Origin of the sequence: Embleya sp. NBC_00888, assembly GCF_045207655.1 — a bacterium.
Classification (GTDB): Bacteria; Actinomycetota; Actinomycetes; order Streptomycetales; family Streptomycetaceae; genus Embleya.
Genome location: NZ_CP108784.1, coordinates 3,352,594 through 3,372,056 on the forward strand (window position 1 = coordinate 3,352,594; position 19,463 = coordinate 3,372,056).

The 19,463-nt window shown below is 70.8% G+C and carries 16 protein-coding genes and 1 pseudogene; 7 read left to right on the forward strand and 10 right to left on the reverse strand.

Going from position 1 to position 19,463, the window contains the following annotated elements; genetic code table 11:
• Window positions 1-10: 10 nt before the first annotated feature.
• A complete protein-coding gene (locus OG948_RS13715; protein ID WP_406296581.1) occupies window positions 11-739 on the forward strand; it encodes a GNAT family N-acetyltransferase in 729 nt (242 codons plus the stop codon).
• On the opposite strand, the gene OG948_RS13720 is transcribed toward OG948_RS13715, so the two are convergent.
• From OG948_RS13720 to OG948_RS13765, 10 genes are all read right to left on the reverse strand, one after another.
• Complete coding sequence (locus tag OG948_RS13720) at window positions 718-5,670, reverse strand: DNA repair ATPase (protein WP_406296583.1); 4,953 nt, start codon at window positions 5,668-5,670, stop codon at window positions 718-720. The two genes, OG948_RS13715 and OG948_RS13720, sit on opposite strands and share 22 nt — an antisense overlap.
• 150 nt (window positions 5,671-5,820) lie before the next feature.
• Window positions 5,821-7,851 carry a flotillin family protein gene (locus tag OG948_RS13725; RefSeq protein WP_406296585.1) on the reverse strand — a complete coding sequence of 677 codons (2,031 nt, stop codon included), beginning with the start codon at window positions 7,849-7,851 and terminating at the stop codon, window positions 5,821-5,823.
• 128 nt (window positions 7,852-7,979) lie between these two features.
• The gene (locus tag OG948_RS13730) at window positions 7,980-8,633 is read right to left on the reverse strand and encodes a hypothetical protein (RefSeq protein WP_406296587.1); all 654 of its coding nucleotides are present in this window, start codon (window positions 8,631-8,633) and stop codon (window positions 7,980-7,982) included.
• Between the two features lie 126 nt (window positions 8,634-8,759).
• Window positions 8,760-9,869, reverse strand: coding sequence for a PucR family transcriptional regulator (locus tag OG948_RS13735; RefSeq protein WP_406296589.1), 1,110 nt, complete (start codon window positions 9,867-9,869; stop codon window positions 8,760-8,762).
• A 308-nt stretch (window positions 9,870-10,177) separates the two neighbouring features.
• Complete coding sequence (locus OG948_RS13740) at window positions 10,178-10,780, reverse strand: XTP/dITP diphosphatase (protein ID WP_406296591.1); 603 nt, start codon at window positions 10,778-10,780, stop codon at window positions 10,178-10,180.
• A gap of 269 nt (window positions 10,781-11,049) precedes the next feature.
• A complete protein-coding gene (locus OG948_RS13745) occupies window positions 11,050-11,448 on the reverse strand; it encodes a hypothetical protein (RefSeq protein ID WP_406296593.1) in 399 nt (132 codons plus the stop codon).
• Window positions 11,449-11,685: 237 nt separating this feature from the next.
• Window positions 11,686-12,411: a ribonuclease PH gene (gene rph, locus OG948_RS13750; protein WP_395863318.1), complete on the reverse strand. Its 726-nt coding sequence runs from the start codon at window positions 12,409-12,411 to the stop codon at window positions 11,686-11,688.
• 54 nt (window positions 12,412-12,465) lie between these two features.
• Window positions 12,466-13,221, reverse strand: coding sequence for an MBL fold metallo-hydrolase (locus tag OG948_RS13755; protein WP_406296596.1), 756 nt, complete (start codon window positions 13,219-13,221; stop codon window positions 12,466-12,468).
• Window positions 13,218-14,033, reverse strand: coding sequence for a glutamate racemase (gene murI / locus OG948_RS13760; protein WP_406296598.1), 816 nt, complete (start codon window positions 14,031-14,033; stop codon window positions 13,218-13,220). The genes OG948_RS13755 and murI overlap by 4 nt, the downstream gene beginning before the upstream one ends.
• A 479-nt stretch (window positions 14,034-14,512) precedes the next feature.
• The gene (locus OG948_RS13765) at window positions 14,513-14,908 is read right to left on the reverse strand and encodes a hypothetical protein (protein ID WP_406296600.1); all 396 of its coding nucleotides are present in this window, start codon (window positions 14,906-14,908) and stop codon (window positions 14,513-14,515) included.
• 59 nt (window positions 14,909-14,967) lie between these two features.
• Here OG948_RS13765 and OG948_RS13770 point away from each other — a divergent pair, with 59 nt between their 5' ends.
• The 6 genes and pseudogenes from OG948_RS13770 to OG948_RS13795 all read left to right on the forward strand — a co-directional run.
• Window positions 14,968-15,417 carry a MarR family winged helix-turn-helix transcriptional regulator gene (locus OG948_RS13770; RefSeq protein WP_406296602.1) on the forward strand — a complete coding sequence of 150 codons (450 nt, stop codon included), beginning with the start codon at window positions 14,968-14,970 and terminating at the stop codon, window positions 15,415-15,417.
• A gap of 45 nt (window positions 15,418-15,462) precedes the next feature.
• Complete coding sequence (locus OG948_RS13775) at window positions 15,463-15,996, forward strand: DUF6879 family protein (RefSeq protein WP_406296604.1); 534 nt, start codon at window positions 15,463-15,465, stop codon at window positions 15,994-15,996.
• A gap of 269 nt (window positions 15,997-16,265) precedes the next feature.
• A complete protein-coding gene (locus OG948_RS13780; RefSeq protein ID WP_406296606.1) occupies window positions 16,266-16,466 on the forward strand; it encodes a hypothetical protein in 201 nt (66 codons plus the stop codon).
• Window positions 16,467-16,468: 2 nt separating this feature from the next.
• Complete coding sequence (locus OG948_RS13785) at window positions 16,469-17,008, forward strand: DUF6879 family protein (RefSeq protein ID WP_406296608.1); 540 nt, start codon at window positions 16,469-16,471, stop codon at window positions 17,006-17,008.
• A complete protein-coding gene (locus OG948_RS13790; RefSeq protein WP_406296610.1) occupies window positions 17,005-17,847 on the forward strand; it encodes a helix-turn-helix domain-containing protein in 843 nt (280 codons plus the stop codon). Before OG948_RS13785 ends, OG948_RS13790 begins: the two co-directional genes overlap by 4 nt.
• An 807-nt stretch (window positions 17,848-18,654) precedes the next feature.
• Window positions 18,655-19,059 (forward strand): annotated as a pseudogene (locus tag OG948_RS13795) (protein-L-isoaspartate O-methyltransferase family protein); the annotation flags it as partial.
• Window positions 19,060-19,463 lie beyond the last annotated feature (404 nt).

The following is a 19,463-nucleotide window of genomic DNA, read 5'->3' on the forward strand; positions in this document are numbered from 1 at the left end:
GGGAGAAGCCGTGAGCACCATCGACCGGCAGCGGTCCATATCCACCGCCGAACTGATCCGGGCCTGGGTCACCGGTTGGGCGGCGGCCCGATCGGTGCCCGCGCCGGTCGAGGCGGCGGGTGGCTTCCGGCTCGACGTCGGATTGCCCGAGCACCGGGTGCGCTACGTGTTGCACGACGTCGGGCACGTGGCCGAGACGGCCCGGAGCCGGACCGATCCCGGCACCTGGATCAAGAGCTTCGGCCCGCCCGAGCGGATCGGCCCCGAACTGACGCCCGCGTGGACGATCGGCGACCCGGAGTACGTGATGACCGGGCCCCTGCGGCAGGCCGCGGTGGTCCCGCCGAGCGGGTACACGATCGAGGTCGAGCCGGTGGGCGCGGTCGTGTTCGTGCGGTTGCTCGCCGGCGACGGCGCGGTCGCCGCGAGCGGGCGAATCGGGATCACCGGGGAGACGGCCGTGGCCGACCAGATCCGGACCGACCCGGCGCACCGGCGTCGAGGGCTGGGCAGCGTGCTGATGACCGCGCTCGGCGACGCCGCCGCCGAGCGCGGCGCCCGCACCGGGGTGCTGGTCGCCACCCCGGCCGGCCGAGAGTTGTACACCCGCCTGGGTTGGACGCTGTACGGCGTGCTCACCCCGGCCTGGATCCCGGAACCGGCGATCGCACCCGACGCGGGGGCACCCGCCGAACCGAGCCTCGCGTCCCCTCCGGTTCAGGCCCGGCCCGCCCGGTAGGCCCGCCTGACCTCGGCCCAGCGTTCCCGGTCCGCCGGGCCGAGCCGGCCGCGCAGTTCGGCCAGCTTGAGCAGGTTGGCCTCGGCATCGGTGGTCAGCGTCTGTGCCTGCGCCGTGTAGTGGTCGTCCACGAGTGTGTCGACCTCGGAGTCGTCGAGCACCGGCAGGAGCCGCTCGGCCAGCCTGTTGGTGTCCCGGTAGGAGCCCTGGAGCCGGAACGGCGGTTCGGTGCGCGCCGACTCGGACTGCGCCGCCGAGGCGATGTAGGCCCGGTTGACCGCCAGCACCGTGTCGCACACCCGCAGCAGCCTGCCCAGCACGGCCAGGACGCGATCCAGCTCGGCCGGGTCGTACGGGTGGGCGAGCCGGTCCGACCGCGCGCCCTCGTCGCCGCGCGCGAGCCGGACCAGCAGTTCCAGGTCGGCGCGCTCGCGACCGGCGATCGGGGCCAGGATCGGGTTCGCGGTCAGCGCGTTCTCGATGTGGCTCAGCGCGAACAGGTCCTCCTTGCCGCCGAGCACGTCGCCGAGGTTCCACACGTCGGCCCGGTTCGCCAGCATGTCCGGAATCCGAAAGCGCGCGCCGGACTCGGTGTACGGGTTGCCCGCCATGCTCATCGCGAACCGCTTGCCGCGCAGGTCGTAGGCGCGTGCCTCGCCGTCCCGGACGCCGTCGATCCGGCGCTGGGCGTCGCACAGCGAGACGAACTTCTGGAGCAGTTCGGGCGAGACGTGCTGGATGTCGTCCAGGTGCAGCAGCACGTTGTTGCCCAGCTCCAGCGCGAAGCCGATCTTCTCGATCTCGCGCCGCGCGGCGGCGTCCGGCGCGGCGGCCGGGTCGAGCGAGGTGGTGCGGTACCCCAGGGCCGGGCCGTCGATCCGGACGAAGGCCAGACCGAGCCGGGCCGCGACGTACTCCAGCAGGGTGGTCTTGCCGTAGCCGGGTGGGGACAGCAGGAGCAGCAACCCCTGGCTGTCCGTGCGCCGTTGCTCGCCGACCGCGCCCAACTGCCCGGCCAGGTCGGCGCCGATCAGCGGAAGGTAGACCTCGTCGATCAGTCGGTTGCGGACAAAGGTCGGCATTACCTTGGGCGTGTGGGCGTCCAGTCCCAACCGTTCGCGCTCGGCGGCCAGCAGTTCGGCGCGGGTGTGCTGATAGGCCCGGTGGGCGGGCACCCGGACCCGATGGAACTCATCCGTGCGCACCAGGAATTCGTCCAGTCGCAGGTTCAGCGTGCCACCGCTCCCCAGGCGTGGATGAGCGCCGAGCAGGCCGGTCACCGTGGTGGCGACAGGGGCGTCCACGGGGTGCCGGTCCAGTGCCTCGCCGCACAGTTCGATCGCGATCGCCTCGGCCAGATCCGGCTGCGGCCCGCCGTCGAGGCGGTCGGCGTAGCCGCCGAGCCACGCGGTGACCAGTTGCCGGCGCGCGGCGAGGTCGTCGCCGAGGGCACGCAGGTCCTCGGCGAAATCCTTGGCGGCGGGCGAGCCCTCCCCGCCCAGCGAGGCCCAAAAGCCGGTCACCAGCGTGCGGGCGGCGGCGCCGGTGGCGAAGCGCGGCCCGCCGGCGGCGAGTTCCTCGAAGAGGTAGGCACCGAGCGCGGCGCCGGGCGCGGTCGGCACGGCCGGCGTGCTCGGCGTGCTCGGCGCGGCAACCGTGCCCCGCTTGTTCGGCGCCGCGAGCGTGCCCGGCGTGTTCGGCGCCGCGAACGTGCCCGGCGTGTTCGGCGCCGCGAACGTGCCCGGCGTGTTCGGCGCCGCGAGCGTGCCCGGCGCCGCGAGCGTCGCGGTCAGGAACGCGGTCGCCCGATCGCCGAGTTCGGCGGCCAGGTCGGTGACGGCCGGGATCGGGCCGAAGGTGCGGCGGGCCCGGGCCAGCGACTGGGCGCGGGTGATCCACCGCGCCCGATCGTCGGGGTCGGCGCCGTACGCCCAGAACAGTTGTGCCGCCGCCCGCACGTCCGGCGCGAATCGCAGCAGTCCGGCGCCGGAGCGCAGCCGCAGAACGGCCGCGAGCAACACCGCGGCGTCGTGGTCGTGCACGCCTCGGTCGTAGCCTTCGCCGTGCCGGGGCAGCGCGATCCGGCGCACGTCGGCGAGCAGTTCCTCGGCCGTCGGGGTGGCCGAGGGCGGGACATCGATCTCCGCCAGCACCACCGCGGCCAGGTATTCGGCCCGGTACACCTGCGGCGACTCGGAGCCGAGCGGCTGGTCCCGGAAGACCCGGTGCGCGGCGGGCAGGTGCGCGCGTACCGGCGCGCGGTAGTCGGTGCCCGTGATCGCGAAGGCCAGGCCGTCCGCGTCCGGGACCAGGGTCAGCTCGATCGGCCGCTCGTGCACCGCGAACCGGTGCCGGCCCAGCCGTACGGTGCCCGCCGCGTCGTAGAGCTCGGCCCGGTCGCGGGATGCCCGGGCGGCCTCCTGGCGGGCCGCCTTGAGCCGCCCGTCCAGTTCGCCGGCCCGGACCGGGTCGCCGAGTCCGCGCAGTTCCTCGGCGATCGAGCGGACCTTGTCGACCAGGGCGTCCGAGGCGAAGTAGGTGTTGATCTCGTCGGTGCCCGCCAGGGTGCCGATCCGGCGACCGATCGTGGTCAGGATCCGCCCGGCGGAGTCGATCAGGCGCTGCCCGTGTCGCGCGCGCTCGTCCAGGCGGGCCTGTTTGCGCGCGGAGAACGCGTCGTGGACGCGCTCGCGTTCGGTGCCGATCCGGGCCAGGTGTTCGTCGAAGGTGCCGAACCGGGCCTCCAGCTCCTCGATCCGGGCGAGCAGCCGGCCGAGGTGTTCGTCGCACTCCTCGGGGGTCGAGGCGGCGGACAGCGCACCCACCACGGTCTGTTCCAGGAGTGCGAACTCGGCGGTGAACTCGGCGCGTTGTTCGGCTTCGAGCAGCTCGTGCCGGCGCGTCCGAAGGGTCGCGCGGGCCCGGTTGACCGCGCCGAGCACCTCGCCGATCCGGGTCAGGATCGCGGTGCGCACGGTCGCGTCGGTGCCCTCCAGAGTGCCGACCACCTCGGTGACCACCCGCAGGCCGTCGGCCTGTTCGTCGATGCGGGCGCTCAGCGCGGTCGACGCGGCGACGGTGCTCGTGGCGGCGGCCTCGGCGGTCAGTTCGTCGACGACGCGGTGGGTGCCGGCGAACGCGTCGTCGTCGGCGAGGAAGGTGAGCGCTCGGCGGCCGGTCGCGGCGAGTTCCTCGACCAGCGTCGCGTCGAGTCGCGCCAGGGCGGCGGCGTCCACGTAGCGGATCTCCCGCAGGCCGGCCAGTCGGCCCTGCGCGCGCCTGAGTTCGGTGAGTTGGCGGACGCAGGCCGCAGCGCTGTCCGGGGTCTCCCCGCGTACCCGGCGGGTCAGCGTGGTGGTGCTCGCGGCGGCCTCCTCGACCGCCTCGGTGGCGATCCGGCGCAGGTCGAGTACCCGCCGGAATTCCTCGACCACATCGCCCGCGGTCCCGCGCACGGCGGCCAACGGCGCGGCCAGGGAGCCGAGTTCGGGGTCGGCGAGCCAGTGATGGGTGTCCTCGACCCGGGCGGCGGCCGCGGTGATCGCGACGAAGACCGCGGTGGTGGGCGCCATCTCCTCGGCCATCGCGGAGATCGCGAGGCAGTCGGCGATACCGCGCACCAGTTCGGGATTGCCGACCCGGGCCAGTGGGCCGGTCCCGGCGGGTCGGGCCGCGGCGTACGCGTCGGAGGTGTACGGCGTGTGCCACACCTGGAGCGAGTGCACCCGGGTGGGCTCGTCGCCGGCCGGGCGCAGTACCGCCATCGTGCCGTCCGCGAAGAACGCCCGGCCGTGTCCGACGATCGGGGCGGCGGCCTCCTCGCGGATCACGTTGTAGGACAGCAGCACGACGCGGCCTTCGACCCGGGCGTGGAACGTGTACAGCACGTCCTCGCCGTTGGGCGAACGCACCGTCGACTCGAACTCCAGGTCCGTGGTGTCGATGTCGAACGTGCGCGCGGTGCCGGTGCTCAGGTGATAGCCGCCGGGGAAGACGATGCCCTGTTCGTCGGGCAGCCGCCGGCAGGCCGCCCCGATGCCGTCCAGGCGCAGCACCCCGCCGGCGCGGGTGTCGTGCACCAGGTACCGCCAGGCGTCCTCGCGGTACGGGCGCACCCGTACCAGCAGCAGCGGACCGACCCGGGCGTACTCGACGTCCGCGTCGGCGAGCGACTGGAGCGGATCCTCGATCGGTTCCGCGTACACGCCCTCGGCGGTCTCGGTGTCGTCGACCACCTTGATGGTGAGCCGACCGTCCACGGTGGCCACGTACAGCGTGTTCTCGATCGCGATGTGCGGGTGTCGACCGGGCACGTGGTCGGCGCGGGTGCTCGCGGTCCACGCGAAGTCGTGTGCGGGTGGCAGCACATGCTCGCGCTCGCCCTGGGCGTCCAAATAGGTCGGCCGGCCGTCGGCGCCGAGCCGCCAGCGCAACACCCGGATGTCGGCAAGGCGTTCGCCGACCCGGAAGACCGCGAGTAGGTGGCTGCCGGTGTCCCGCAGGTGCAGCAGCCGGGTGTCCCGGAAGTAGCGGAACAGTTCGGTGAAGTCCTGCTCGAAGCGCGGGTCGTCGAGCAGACCCGGCACGGCGTCCGGCGGGGCCGGCGCGAAGCCGTCGGGCGTGCGCCGGTAGAGCGCGAACACATCCGCGGGCCGCACCGGTTCGTCCGGATCGCCGTCGGTTCGGCAACCGATCAGGAGCAGGCCGCCGACCTGCACGATGTCCCGGGCCAGGACCGCGTGTTCGGTGTGCACCCGATGGGTGCCGGCCAGGTCGAGCGTGCCACCGCCGTAGGTGCGGACCCGGCGCTCGTTCAGCGCGCGGGCCCGCGAGCCCAGTTCGCGGGCCGCGCCCAGGAGCCGGTCGCGCAGGACCTCGTACGTCCCGGGCTCGGCCTCGGGGCCGCCCGCGGTCGGGGCAGGGTTGCTCACGTTCGGGTCGACTCCCTTGTCGTCGCTTGTGGTTGCGGGTGGCGACACCCTTGTCGTCACGGATGTTTCCGGGCGAGGACTGCCTCGCCGTCACGGATGCTTCCGGGCGACGACTCCGATGTCGTCGCGAATCGTTTCGGGCCCGGGCGGCTATGTGCCCGCGCCGTTGAGCTGCGCGGGGGCGGCCAGATCGGCGAGTCGGGTGTCGCCGAGGCCGCCCGCGCGGACCGAATCCAGCAGAGCCTTGAGCATGGCCGTCTGCGGGCCGCCACCGGCGATCAACGCGCCGAGCGCGCCCGCCAGGGTGAGGTCGCGCACACCGCTCGCGCCCAGACCGGTGACCATCGCGCCGAGGTCGTCGGCGAAGGTGGAGGCGTTCGGGTCCAGCCAGGTGCCGGCCATCGCGCGCACGGTGTCGGACCGGCCGACGAACGCGTCCACGCTCTTCCCGGCCGCCATCGCGCCCATGATCCGGTCGAAGAACATGCTGTCCCCGCCGACGATGTCGATCTTGGCGTTCTCCAGACCGGTCGCCAACACCGTCGCCTGCGCCTCGGCGATCTGCCGGTTCACCTCCAGGCCGGCCAGCCGAATCTCCTTCTCCGTCTCCAGGCGCAGCCGGTACTCCTCGTGCATCCGGCTGGACTCGTCGAGCGCGGCCATCGCGGCGGCCTTCTCGGTCAGGCCCTCGGCCTCGCCCTTGAGCCGCTCGCGCAGCCCTTCGGCGTTCGCGAGCGCCTTCTTCCGGGTCACCTCGGCCTCGGCGTGGCCCAGCTTGGCCACCGCCTCGGCCATCCGCTCGCGCACCTCGGCCTCGGCCAGACCGGCCGCCGCCGCCTCGGCGCGCTTGCCCTCGGCGCCGCGGATCGCGGCCTGGGTGTCCAGTTCGGCCGCCTTGCGCCGGGCCTCGGCCAGGGTGAGCTGCTCGGCCGCCCGGTGGCCGGCCGCCGCCTCGGCCGCCTCGGCCGCCTTGATGTCCTTGACCAACCGCTCCTGGGCCTGGGCCTCGGCGTGGATGACCAGCGCCTGGCGCTCGCGTTCGGCCTCCTCCACCAGCCGCAGCTTCTTGATCTCCTCCTCCTGCGCGGCGACGGTGCGCTCGACCGCGATCCGCTCGCGGATCACCTCGGCGATGTCGCGCTTCTCCGCCTCGACCTCCTTGTCACCGGCGATCCGGCGCAGTTGGGTCTCCCGCTCCCGGGCGATCACCTCCAGGAGCCGGTCCTTCTCGATCCGCTCGTTCTCCACCGCGATGACCCGTTCGCGGTTCTTCTGCGCGACGGCCACCTCGCGCTCGCGGTTCTCGTTCAGCACCCCGATCGCCTCCTCCGTCCGCACGTGCGCGCTCTGCGCGCGCAGCCGCTCCTCGGCCTGCACGCGGGCGGTCTCGGCCTCCTCCCGGGCTCGGCTGATCTCGATCTCGCGGCGCTGCTTGATCTCCGCGTCGGCCTGCCGGCGCTCGAGTTCGAGCACGGTCTCCCGGGCCTCGACGTTCTGCCGGGTCATCTCCTTCTCCTCGGTGCGCTGGTACTCGTTGGTGCGCACGTGCTCGATCGCGGTCAGCTCGGTGATCTTGCGAATGCCCTGGGCGTCCAGGATGTTCGCGCCGTCGAGCTGGCTCATCGGGGTCTGCTCGAGGAAGTCGATCGCGGCGTCGTCGAGGTGGTAGCCGTTGAGGTCGGTGCCGATCACCGCGAGGATGCGATCGCGGAACTCCTCGCGCTTGGTGTACAGGTCGACGAAGTCGAGTTGTTTGCCGACCGTCTTGAGCGCCTCGGCGAACTTGGCGGCGAAGAAGTCCTGGATCGCGGCCCGGTCGCTGGCCCGGTCCGCACCGATCGCCTGGGCGACCTTGATCACGTCCTCGACGGTCTTGTTGACCCGGACGAAGAAGTAGATGTGGATGTCGGCCCGGATGTTGTCCTGGCAGATCAGCCCCTCGCGGCCGGTTCGGCGGATCTCGATGGTCTTCACCGAGATGTCCATGGTCTCGGCCCGGTGCAGCACGGGCAGCACCACGGCGCCGGTGAAGGTGACATCCACCGTGTTGGCCTTGGAGATGATCAGGGCCTGGCCCTGCGACACCTTGCGGTAGAGCCGGGTCACGGCCAGGAGCACGACGAGTACGACGAGCAGGACGACGGCGACGAGCACACCGATACCCACGGTGATGGCATCCATCAGTGAGATCCCTCGATAGAGCGGGACGTTGGTTTGCGGGCGGACGACTTCGGCGCCGCGACGGGCGAGCGGTGAACGGGATGCGGGAGGCGGCAGGCGGCAGGCGGCAGGCGGCGAACGGCGCGCGCTCAGCTCGCGGTGCGGTCCGGGTCCAGCGCGCTGTCGAACCCGGTCACCCGGAAGAACTCGCCGGCCGCGTCGTAGTCGAAGATCAGCGCGGTGCTGCCGGACACCAACCCGTCCTCGTCCGTGCGCACTTGGAGGATCGCGGTCGACCCGTCCGCGGCCCGGACCTCGGCCTGACCGAAGTCGTGGCCCACCCGCCCGGTCCGGATCCGGCAGGTACGACCGACGAAGTCGGCCCGCAGAGCCGGGCGTTCGGGTGGCAGAAAACGCCGGACCAGCACGCGCGTCGAGCGAGCGGTGAGCAGGCCCAGCACGAGCGCCGCGGGGAGCGTCGCGGCGCGCAGCCACCAGCGGTCGGTCAGCGCGGTACCGACCAGACAGCCGAACCAGGTCACCGCGATCGCGAGCGAGATCGTCACGGTGATCGGTACGCCGGCGGTGTCGCGTGGGTCGTCGTCCCCGTGACCCACGTGGTCACCGTGACCGTCATGACCCCCGTGGGCCCAGGGCCCGCCATGATGACCACCCCCGTGATCCCCATGACCCACGACGACACCGCCGAGCAGCACCAGCAGCCAGTAGGCCGCCACCACGACGAGCGCGAAGCTGAACAGGACGGCGGGAAACGCCAGTGCCGCCCGCACGAAATCCCCCACCGTCCCACCCCCTCGGCCCCTCGTGCGCCGACATCGTGGCACCGGCCGGAACGCCCGCACATTGCCGGATGCCGGCAGTGTTGACGCCTCCTTGGCGTCCGGCTACGGGCTCCGGGAAAAGCGCGGTCAAAGCGGAGTACCGGGCCAGCCCAGGATCCGGGCGCCCAACGCGGCGGTCTCCAGGGTGTAGCGCTGGATCGCGTCGCCGGGGTCGTATCCGGTCAGCGTCCGGATCCGCTCCAGCCGGTAGGAGAGGGTGCGCACGCTGATCCGCAGCCGGCGCGCGGCCTCGGCGTTGACGTAACCGGCCGCCGCACACGCGGTGATCGTCTCCAGGAGCGGGACCGCGCCGCCACGCGCCTGCGCCAGCGGCCCCAGCGCGCTGCGTACCAGGTCGGACATCGCCGCGCGGTCGCGCATCAACACCGGGAAGACCAGCAGGTCGGCCGCGTCGAGCACGGTTCCGGACAGATCCAGCCGCACGGCCAGGTCGAGCGCGCCCAGCGCCTCCTCGTAGGAGAGCACCACGCCGCCCGCACCGGCGTGCGGCCGGCCCAGGGCGACCCGGTCGGCGCCCTCGTGGCCCGCGCCGCCGGCGGTCGCGTACTTCGCGAACGCGGTCAGCACCGACTGCTCGTCGTCCGCCGCGACGCACACGAGCCGGCCGTCCTTGGTGGTCAGCAACACGTCCCGCTCGCCGAACCGCCCGATCAGCTCGCGCTCGACCCGGCGGACCAGCGGGTGCGCCTCGTCGTAGCCCGTCGCTCCCACGGCGACCGCGACCACGTGCGTCCGGGCCAGCCGCAGGCCGAACCGTTCGGCACGCTCGGCCAGCCGACCCAGGTCGCTGCGCCCGTACAGCAGGTCGTCGATGAACTCGCGCCGCGCGGCCTCCTCCTGGCGGACCGCCAGCCGCCGCGCGTGCTCGTGACCGGCGCCGAGCGCGGCGATCGCCGCGTCCAAGGCGGCCAGCGCCGCGTCCCCGCCCCGGGCCGCCTCGGTCACACTCGCCGCCCGACCGATGCCGGGCAGCGTCCCCCAGGCCCGACGCGTCTCGCGCAGATACAGCCCGACCAGCGGACGCCAGTCGTACCCGGCCTCCCCGGCCCGCTCCCCCATCTCGGCCAGCGCGTGCAACTCGGCCCGCCGCAGCAGCCGTCCGGTCGCGGAGACCTCCCCCAGCAACTCGACCCATCCACCCACGAACTCGACGGGTATCCCGTCGTCGCTCTTCACGCCGCGTCCCCCCGAGGCCCCACCACGTTGCCGAATAGCAGCCGTGAAACGCTACCAACCTTGCCGATTCCCGGCAGAGCGACGGCGATGGGGGCACCGGGCCACGCACCGACACGGTCCACGCGCGGATTGCCTCGACGGCGCGGCGTGGGCACGGCGCATTCCGGCGTGGCGGGCCGAACATCGAAGTGGTCGCCGAGACCGGGGACGAGACGGCGACGGGACAGGCCGCCCGATCGCGAAGCCGGAGCCGGAGTCGGAGCAGAGGTCGGATCGGCGCGATCCGTCGGCCCGCTCCCGCCCGGTGGTCAGCCGATCAGTTCGGAGACGATCGGCGCCAGGGCACGAAACGCCTTGCCCCGGTGGCTGATCGCGTTCTTCTCGGCGGCGGTCAGCTCGGCGGCGGTGCGAGTGTCGTCGGCGACCAGGAGGATCGGGTCGTAGCCGAAACCGCCGGTGCCGCGCGGCTCGCGGGTCAAGGTGCCCTCGAACCGGCCCTCGACCACCCGCTCGGTGCCGTCCGGCAGCGCGAGCGCCGCCGCGCAGGCGAACCACGCGGCGCGGTGTTCGTCCGCGATGTCGGACAGTTGCGCGAGCAGCAACCGCAGGTTGGCCGCGTCGTCGCCGTGCGTGCCGGCCCAACGCGCGGAGAAGATACCGGGCATGCCGTTGAGCGCGGCCACGCACAGGCCCGAGTCGTCGGCGATCGCCGGGAGCCCCGTGGCCCGCGCGATGGCGTGGGCCTTGAGCAGGGCGTTGGCCGCGAAGGTGAGGCCGGTCTCGGGCACGTCGGGGACGTCCGGGTAGGCGTCCATGCCGACGAGTTCGACGTCGAGCCCGACATCCTTGAGGATCTGCTGGAGTTCGACGACCTTGTTGGCGTTGCGGGTGGCGAGTACGAGACGGCTCATACGGCAAGCCTAGAGCGTGTCTTCAGTCCCCGTCGGGCTCCGCGGCGTGAGCGAAGCGAGGAGCCCGAAGGGCGGATGCCGTGCATCGGCGTGCCGGAGAAGCGCCCGCATAGTGGTTCTATTCGGGTGGTTCTCCGGGGCGGCGAGCGCAGCGAGGAGCCCGATTGGCGGATGCGGTGCCGGGCGTCGTGGAGCCCGACGGGGGACTGAAGACACGCCCTCGACTCGCGGCGGCCGCGGATCGAATCCGGGCCGCCCTCGCGGACCGGTTACTTGACGCAGATCGTGGTCAGGTTCTTCGCGCCGTTGATCAGCGGCTGCACGTCGCTCGGGCCCAGGCTGTCACCGTTGGCGGCCTTGGTGCTGAGCTGGGTGATCACGTCACCGAGGCTGTTCGCGGCGTTCTTGGCGTCGCCCGAGTCCAAGTCCTTGGTCTTGTCGTCCAAGGTCTTCTGCAGGTTGTCGAGCGACTTGCGGGCAGCGGCCGGATCGTTGAGCACATTGCTCAGGTTGGAGATGTCGTTGGTGAGGTTCATGGCCAGTTCGGCACACGAGATGGTCTGCTGTGCCTGCTCGCACGCGACGGTGGCGAACAGCGCGCCCGCCATGGCGGTGGCCGCGATCGTGGTGCGCAGGACCCGGCGGGGACGGAACGTGGCGCGGAACATGGAGCTCCTCGTCAGGGACGGGCTGATCGGCCCGGTCGTGGCGGGTGCTGATCGGGATGACCAGATGCCATGACCGTACTGGTGACCGGGCCCACGCCGGGCCGACCGTGGCACACCCGGTGCGTGCCGGTTGCGCGTACGTGACACTCGCAACCGGCACGTGACCACCATTTGCGGTGGTATGCCCGGGAAAGCGACTTCGCGGTCACGCCCGGGCGGTTGCCGTACGGGTTCGGCTCAGGACTCCAGCGCGAGTTGCTGAAGCACCGTCAGCTCCTCGCAGCCCCGCGCACCGAGGTCGAGCAGGTTGTTCAGCAACGCGCGATCGAAGGGCTCCTTCTCCGCGGTGCCCTGCACCTCGACGAAGCGCCCGTCACCGGTGCACACGATGTTCATGTCGGTGTCGGCTCGGACGTCCTCCTCGTAGGGAAGGTCGAGCATCGGCACGCCGTCGATGATCCCGACACTGACCGCCGCCACCGAACCGACCAGCGGGTTGGCGCCCTTGCGGGTGAGCTTGTGCTCGCGCGCCCAGGTCACCGCGTCGGCCAGCGCGACGTACGCGCCGGTGATCGCCGCGGTCCGGGTGCCGCCGTCCGCCTGGAGCACGTCGCAGTCGAGGTGGATCGTGGTCTCGCCGAGCGCCTTGGTGTCGATCACCGCGCGCAGCGAACGACCGATCAGCCGCGAGATCTCGTGCGTACGCCCGCCGATCCGGCCCTTGACCGACTCGCGATCACCGCGCGTGTGGGTGGCGCGCGGCAACATCGAGTACTCGGCGGTGACCCAGCCCTCCCCGCTGCCCTTGCGCCAGCGCGGCACGCCTTCGGTGACGCTCGCGGCGACCAGGACACGGGTACGGCCGAACTCGACGAGGACCGAGCCCTCGGCGTGGTCGAGCCACTTGCGCTGGAACGTGACCGGGCGAAGCTGGTCGGGGGTACGGCCGTCTACTCGTGACATGGACCCAGCCTAAGCGGTGGCACGCACCCGTTCGGACCGGACACCCGGGCGGGCTCAGACCGTGTGCGAGGCGTCCGGCAGGGCCAGCTCGACGGCGCCGGAGAAGGTCTTGCGGGCGTCCTCGAGATTGCGCCCGCGGCTCGTCCAAGGCGGGATGTGGGTGAGCAACAGCCTTCCCACGCCCGCCCGTTCGGCGTGCTCGCCGGCCTGGCGGCCGTTCAGGTGCACATGCGGCAGATTCTCCCGGCCGTACTCGAACGACGCCTCGCACAGCAGCAGGTCGGCGCCGCGCGAGATCCGGACCAGGTCGTCGCTGACCCCGGTGTCGCCGGAGTAGACCAGTGACCGGCCGCCGGCCTCGATCCGGTAGGCGTACGACTCCACGGGATGCGGCATGCGGTCGGCGGTGATCCGGAACGGGCCGACCTCGAAGGTGCCGGTGACCACCGTGCGGAAGTCGAACACGTCGCCCATCCGCCCGTTGTCGATGGCGCCCTCGACGTCGTACGCGCGCGCGATCCGCTCGTGCGTGTCGGCCGGTCCGTACACCGACAGCCGGGGCAGCTCGCCGGACGGGCAGTACTTGCGGGCCACGAAGTAGCAGGCGAGGTCGAGGCAGTGGTCCGCGTGCAGGTGGCTGAGCAGCACCGCGTCGATCGAGCCGAGCGTGGTGTGCCGTTGCAGCGCGCCGAGCGCGCCGTTGCCGAGGTCGATCAGGATGCGGACCCCGTCGGCTTCCAGGAGGTAGCACGAGCAGGGGCTGTCCGGTCCGGGGAAGCTGCCGGAACAGCCGACGACGGTGAGTTTCACGTGAGGGCTCCGAGCGCGTCGACGTGCGCGAGTTCGGGGCCGAGGAACCGGCGACCCACGTCGCGGAACTGGGCGGGATCGCCCGTGGTGAGGAATTGGTGCTCGGGCGCGGCCCGTCCGGTGTCACGCATCAGCCCGCCGGCCGCGAGTGCGCGGTAGACGTCCTTCGCGGTCTCCTCCGCGCTGGAGATCAGCGTGACCTGCTCCCCCACGACGTAGGAGATGACACCGGTGAGCAGCGGGTAGTGCGTACAGCCGAGGATGAGGGTGTCCACACCCTCGGACACGACCGGGTCGAGGTAGCCCCGGGCGACCTTGAGCAGTTCGTCGCCGTTGGTCACCCCGCGCTCGACGAACTCGACGAAGCGCGGGCACGCCTGGGTGGTGAGGTTGATGTGCGGTGCGGCGGCGAACGCGTCCTCGTAGGCCATCGAGGTCTTCGTGGCCTGGGTCGAGATCACCCCGACCCGCCCGTTGCGAGTGGCCGCCGCGGCGCGGCGGGTGGCCGGCTTGATCACCTCGACCACCGGCACCGCGTACCGCTCGCGCGCGTCCCGCAACATCGCGGCGGACGCGCTGTTGCAGGCTATGACCAGGAGTTTCACCCCCTCGTCCACGAGCCGGTCCAGGCATTCCAGCGCATACCGGCGAACCTCCGCGATCGGCCTGGGCCCGTAGGGCTGCCGCGCGGTGTCGCCGAGATAGCGGATCGACTCGTTCGGAAGCTGGTCGAGCACGGCCCTGGCCACGGTCAAGCCACCAAAGCTCGAGTCGAAGATCCCGATCGGCGCGTCGTTGGATGCGAATGCCACCCCCTGAGAGTACGCAGGGGAGGGGTACGTCCCGGTGCACAACGGGCATGGGGGTGACCGACGTCATATATAACCGCGCTGCGCGCGGGGCGGCTTCGCCGCGCGGCCTCCGGCCGCCTGATCAAACGCGCTACGCGCGAACCGGCGGCTCCGCCGCTCTCCTCGCAGGCTCGTCGATCACCGGTCGACGATCAAGTCGTGGGCACGGATGAGACGCGCTACGCGCGAACCAGCGGCTCCGCCGCTCTCCTCGCAAGCTCGTCGATCACTGGTCGACGATCAAGTCGTGGGCGCTGACGCGCCGGGGGGTGGGCCGAGTAGGCGTCGCGGGCGGGGCGGGCGAGGGTGCGGGCGGACGGCCGCCTCGTCGGTTCGGCGTCGCCGTCCGGCAACGGGGCGGGCCGGTGGGCGAGTTGTCGCGACGCCATGACGAACCGGTGGCCGCGCGACGGTCCGTTGTCCCGCCGCGCGCGAGCGGCTCAGCCGGCGTTGATCGCGCCGGAGGCGAATGTGCGGGCGGGTGGACGGGAGAGCCACCACGCGGAGGCGAGGTGCACGGTCGCGCCCAGGGTGCCGCCGATCGCCATGCCGGTGATGCCCTGTTCGATCCCGATCACCGCGTCGCCCAACTGTGCGACGCCGGCCACGATCAGGATCGGCGTCAGGCCCCGGTCGGCGCGCCGGGCGAGCAGGTAGAGCAGGCCGGCGGCGAGCGGGATGGCGCGAACGCCGTACGCCTGCGCGTACATGTCCATTCCGTCGCTCACCTCGGTCCCGGGCACCGACAGGATCCCCGGGTCGACCATGCCGAGCACCGCCGAGCCCGCCGAGCCCAGCGCCATCACCGCATTGAGAAGCAGCACCGCACGCCGCATGTCTTCACTCCTTAAATGATTCGAGCTCTGAATGATTCTCACAGGTTATTATGCAGACCATGAAAGATGTCAAGGGTCAGGGTCCGCTGGCGAGCACGGTCACCTTCCGCCTGGGCACCATCGGCGCGATCGTCACCGAGCGCTTCACCGAGCAGGTCCAGGCGTACGGCCTCAAACCCAAACAGGTCGGCCTGATGGCGGTCCTGGCGGCCGGTGCCGCCGACTCACAACAGGAGATCGCCCGCACGATGGGAGTCGCGCCCAGCCTGGTGGTCGGCCTCGCCGATCAACTCGAAGAGCTCGGTGCGATCCGCCGCGAACGCGACCCGGCCGACCGCCGCCGCCAAGTCCTGACCCTCACCGACCACGGCCACACCCTCCTCGCCGAGTGCACCGCCGCCGCCCACACCCTCGACGAGACCCTCACCGCCCACCTGACCCCCGCCGCCCGCCAGGCCCTACACCAAGCCCTGACCACCCTCGCCGCCCAATCCGGCCTCCCCACCTGACCGATCCCCAAGCGCCTCGCCCCCGCCTCGCACCCCAGGAGTGCCATGCGCGAACTCGTCGCCGCCCCGGACATCACCGAGTTCTTCCGAAACGGATTCGAGCACACGGCATGGCGCCTCGAAGCCCGGAGGCATTACGAGGTCGACTACGAAAGCGCCCGATACCGGGCCTTCCTCCGAGGAAAAGATCCGGGCATCGCAGGACGCGAGGCGTGGCTGGGCACCATCAAGCAGCTGACCGGCCGAAGGCTGCGCGTCGAGCGAGCACGTCTCATCGACGAACCACCCACCGACTACCAGCGGTTCCTGCTCTGGGGCACGAAGGACACCGTGGCCGCAGGCGAAGACATCCGCTACCTCACGCGCACCCGGGCCGAGGCAATGGGTCTACCCGCGCGCGACTTCTGGCTGTTCGACTCCCGGCTCATCGGCGAGTTCCACTACGACGGCGACCACTCACTCGGCATGGAACTGACCGACGATCCACAAGAAGTCCTCACCGCCTGCCAAATCCGCAACCGCGCCTGGCACTTCGCGATCCCCTACACAGATTTCACCGCAACGCGACCGGCTGATTGAGGGTCGCGCCGGTTAGGGTCCGAGCTGCACGGCTCCAGGAAACGTACGAGTCATCGGATGCGCAGCCGCCGCCGTCCCTCAACCGCCCACCAAGCCCTTCAAGAAGCCCCGACCATCCGCCGCGGTGGCCCGACACGACCAAAAGTCTGTATCACTCCGGAAGAAATCTTGAGAAACACACCGGAACACCTGCCCCGGTCACGTCTACTGTCGAAGCATCGTCTCGGCACCATCAACGAGCCGTAGCCCACCCACGAATGGGGAGCGACATGCGTCTGCGCTTCGTCGGCACCACATCCGATCACGGAGACTGCCCGACCTTGTACGAGACGGACAGAGGCGACTTTGTCGTCCAAGGGGATCGGCTCACCGACCCGGAGGCACTCGCCCAACTTCGAGACGTCAAGGACGGTGAGACGTTCGTCGTGGTGCCCCGGGAACTCCTCGCCCGCTTCGCACCGAAGGAATGACGTTGCCGGAGTCGATCAGTGGTGCGGCCATCACGAAGTTCTTCCGCGATGGGTTCGAGCACACGGCTTGGCGCCTGGAGACCAGACGAGCCTACGGCGTCGCAGCAGAGAGCCCGCGTCTCCGGGCATTCCTCGCCGGCGACGCGGACCACGGTCGAGCGCCCACGAGCGAGTGGCTGGATGTGATCCGAGAACTCGTCCGGCAGCGAAAGCGAGTCGAACGTGTGCGCTTGGTCGACGAACCGGCGACTGACTACCAGCGGTTTCTGCTGAACAACGCTCCGGATAACATCGAAGCCGGTGAGAACATTCGATACCTCACACGCAGGGATGCCGAGCGGGCCGAGCTGCCCATGGAAGATTTCTGGCTGTTCGACTCCCGCGTCATCGGCCGCTTCCGATTCGATGGCGATCGGTCTCTCGGTATGCACTTGTCCGAAGACCCGGCAGCAGTTCTGAAAGGCTGCCAAATCCGCGACGTAGCCTGGCACTTCGCCGTCCCTTACGCGGATTTTCATACGAGGCCGTCCACGCGGGAGTGAGTACCGACTACCAACGTGCCCGAAGCGCCCTCGGCGCGCGCCTTCGCGAGTTGCGCGTCGAGAGTGTAGGCAGTGGACGTGAACTCGCGCGCCGGCTCGGCTGGCCTCCGTCCAAGATCTCCAAGCTGGAAAACGGCCGACAAACGCCGAGCATCGACGATCTCCGAGCATGGGCCGAAGCAGTGGGTAATCCGGCCGCCGCAGGCGAGCTCACATCCCGACTGCGTGGTTTGGAGACGCACTACCGCAGTTGGCGACGGCAACTCGCCGGCGGACACGGCACCCGCCAGGAAATCGGGGTCTCCGAGAACCGAAAATCCAAGGTCGTCCGAGGCTTCGAGGTGGCCCGTATGCCAGGGCTGTTCCAGACTGCCGAATACGCACGACGCATGTTCATTCTGAATGCGGAGTTCCAGCAATCACCACTGGACACAGAGGCGGCAGTCCGTGCCCGTATGCGCCGACAACACACGCTGTACGAGCCTGGTCGCAGCTTCCGTTTCATCGTTTCGGAGGGTGTCCTACGCATGCTCCTCTGCCCACCTGACGTGATGGCCGCTCAACTCGACCGACTCATGGACCTGTCGAGGTTGGACACAGTCTCCATCGGGATCATCCCGATCAACGCCCCGATGAGGCGCACACCCGCTCACGGATTCTGGATCTACGACGATCGTCTGGTCATTGTCGAGACGATCAACGCGGAGATGTGGCTCGATGATGCGGATGACATCGCACTCTACGTAAAAGCTTGGGATTGGTTGAACGACTCGGCCGTATACGGACATCAGGCTCACCGCCTCATCGCCGGCGCTCTCGCCGGGCTCCCCCGAAACTGAGCGACATCGGAAAAGATGGGCGCCCCCGAAAGAAATACCAAGAAGCGGAGCAGGACACTCGACCCTTGCTGCTCTAGCGTCGAATCATGATCCTCTCGCCGATTTCTTCGGCGAGATCCACGCGAAGGTCCTCGATGGGTCGGGTCGTCCCGAGGCCGGACGAGTGAGGGGCAGCAGCATGCCAGATCCGCCGACCATGCGCTCCGGCTCGGACGATGACCCGTTTCCCGAGCCGCCCGGCAGCAGCATCACTCTGGCCGTGTATTGGGTCGGGCCACGTGGGGGTGAGGTGCTGGTGCCTCGGGAGACGTTTGTGGGGTTCAGTCGGGTCGGGGAATCGGGGGAGCCGCCGTGCCGGTGTTCGCCGGAGTGTCGGTGGCGGCATGTGGTCGAGTGAGACGGCTTTCCGAGAAGGATGGGACACCAGGGTGGCGATTCGCACCGCGCGGCATCGGGACAAGAGTGGGGACGACTCGCAGAAGGATCGGCCGATTCCGCCGGAGATTCCGCCGGATCCGCCGCCGCAGAAGTGAGCGGGAGCGAGGCGAGAGCGAGGACACACACGTGGATTCGGAAGTCGGGGAGTGGGAGTCGGCCCGGGCCAATGCGGAGTTGGTGCGACGCGTCGAAGAAGTCGTCGGACCCCTGGGGCCTTGGCGGGAGGCCTTTCTGGCCGTGCCTCGGCACCGATTTTTGCCGGATGTGGTGTGGGTGCGGCGGCGTGGGGAGCGTGGACCGGTTCGGGTCGACCGGAGGGTGGCCCCGGGTGAATGGTTCGATCTCGCGTATCAGGACGTGTCGGTGATCGTGCAGGTCAACGACGGCGCCGCCGCCGATCCGACGAACGGACCCGATTGGCCGTCCTCCGCCGCGTCGCAACCGAGTGTGGTGGCACGGATGTTGCTCGACCTCGACGTCCACGACGGGGACCGCGTCCTGGAGGTGGGCACCGGGTCGGGCTGGAACGCCGCGCTGCTCGCACGTCGGGTCGGGCCCGATCGGGTGGTCACCGTCGAGGTCGATGCCACGCTCGCCACGAGGGCCCGGCAGCGCCTGGCAGACCTCGGGCCGACGGCCCCGGACGTGGTGACCGCCGACGGCGCGGCGGACCTGCCGACCGCCGAGCCCTACGACCGGGTGCTCTGCACATGCGCGGTCGAACGCGTCCCGATGTCCTGGCTCGCCCTGACCCGCCCCGGCGGCCGGATCCTCACGCCGTGGGCGACGTCCTGGACGGCGGACGGTTCACTGCTGCTGACGACACGTCACGACGGATCCGCGACAGGCGAGTTCGTCCCCGGCGGTGCCTTCATGCGGATGCGCGCCCACCGCGCCGGCCGCATCGACGACCTCGACGACCTCGTACGCCCCGAGCACGTGCCCGACCTCGGCACCACCACGGTGTCGCCCTGGGAGGTGACCGGCGACGCCGACTTCACGATCGGCGTCGCCGTACCCGGCGCGTGGCATCTCTGGGAGCCGAGCCCCGCCGCCGACGGTGTGCACACCCGCTTCTGGGTGGCCGACGAGACGGGGAGATCCTGGGCCTCCGTCGACTACGACGGCGTACGACTCGCGAGCTTCCCCGTCCGGCAGTTCGGCCCCCGCCGGCTGTG

Excerpts from the sequence above, each read along its gene's own strand:
- OG948_RS13725 (WP_406296585.1), bottom strand. The coding sequence starts at position 7,851 with ATGGATGCCATCACCGTGGGTATCGGTGTGCTCGTCGCCGTCGTCCTG.
- OG948_RS13745 (WP_406296593.1), bottom strand. The coding sequence starts at position 11,448 with ATGTTCCGCGCCACGTTCCGTCCCCGCCGGGTCCTGCGCACCACGATC.
- OG948_RS13780 (WP_406296606.1), top strand. The coding sequence starts at position 16,266 with ATGCGTCTGCGCTTCGTCGGCACCACATCCGATCACGGAGACTGCCCG.
- rph (WP_395863318.1), bottom strand. The coding sequence starts at position 12,411 with ATGTCACGAGTAGACGGCCGTACCCCCGACCAGCTTCGCCCGGTCACG.
- OG948_RS13770 (WP_406296602.1), top strand. The coding sequence starts at position 14,968 with ATGAAAGATGTCAAGGGTCAGGGTCCGCTGGCGAGCACGGTCACCTTC.
- OG948_RS13765 (WP_406296600.1), bottom strand. The coding sequence starts at position 14,908 with ATGCGGCGTGCGGTGCTGCTTCTCAATGCGGTGATGGCGCTGGGCTCG.
- OG948_RS13775 (WP_406296604.1), top strand. The coding sequence starts at position 15,463 with ATGCGCGAACTCGTCGCCGCCCCGGACATCACCGAGTTCTTCCGAAAC.
- OG948_RS13740 (WP_406296591.1), bottom strand. The coding sequence starts at position 10,780 with ATGAGCCGTCTCGTACTCGCCACCCGCAACGCCAACAAGGTCGTCGAA.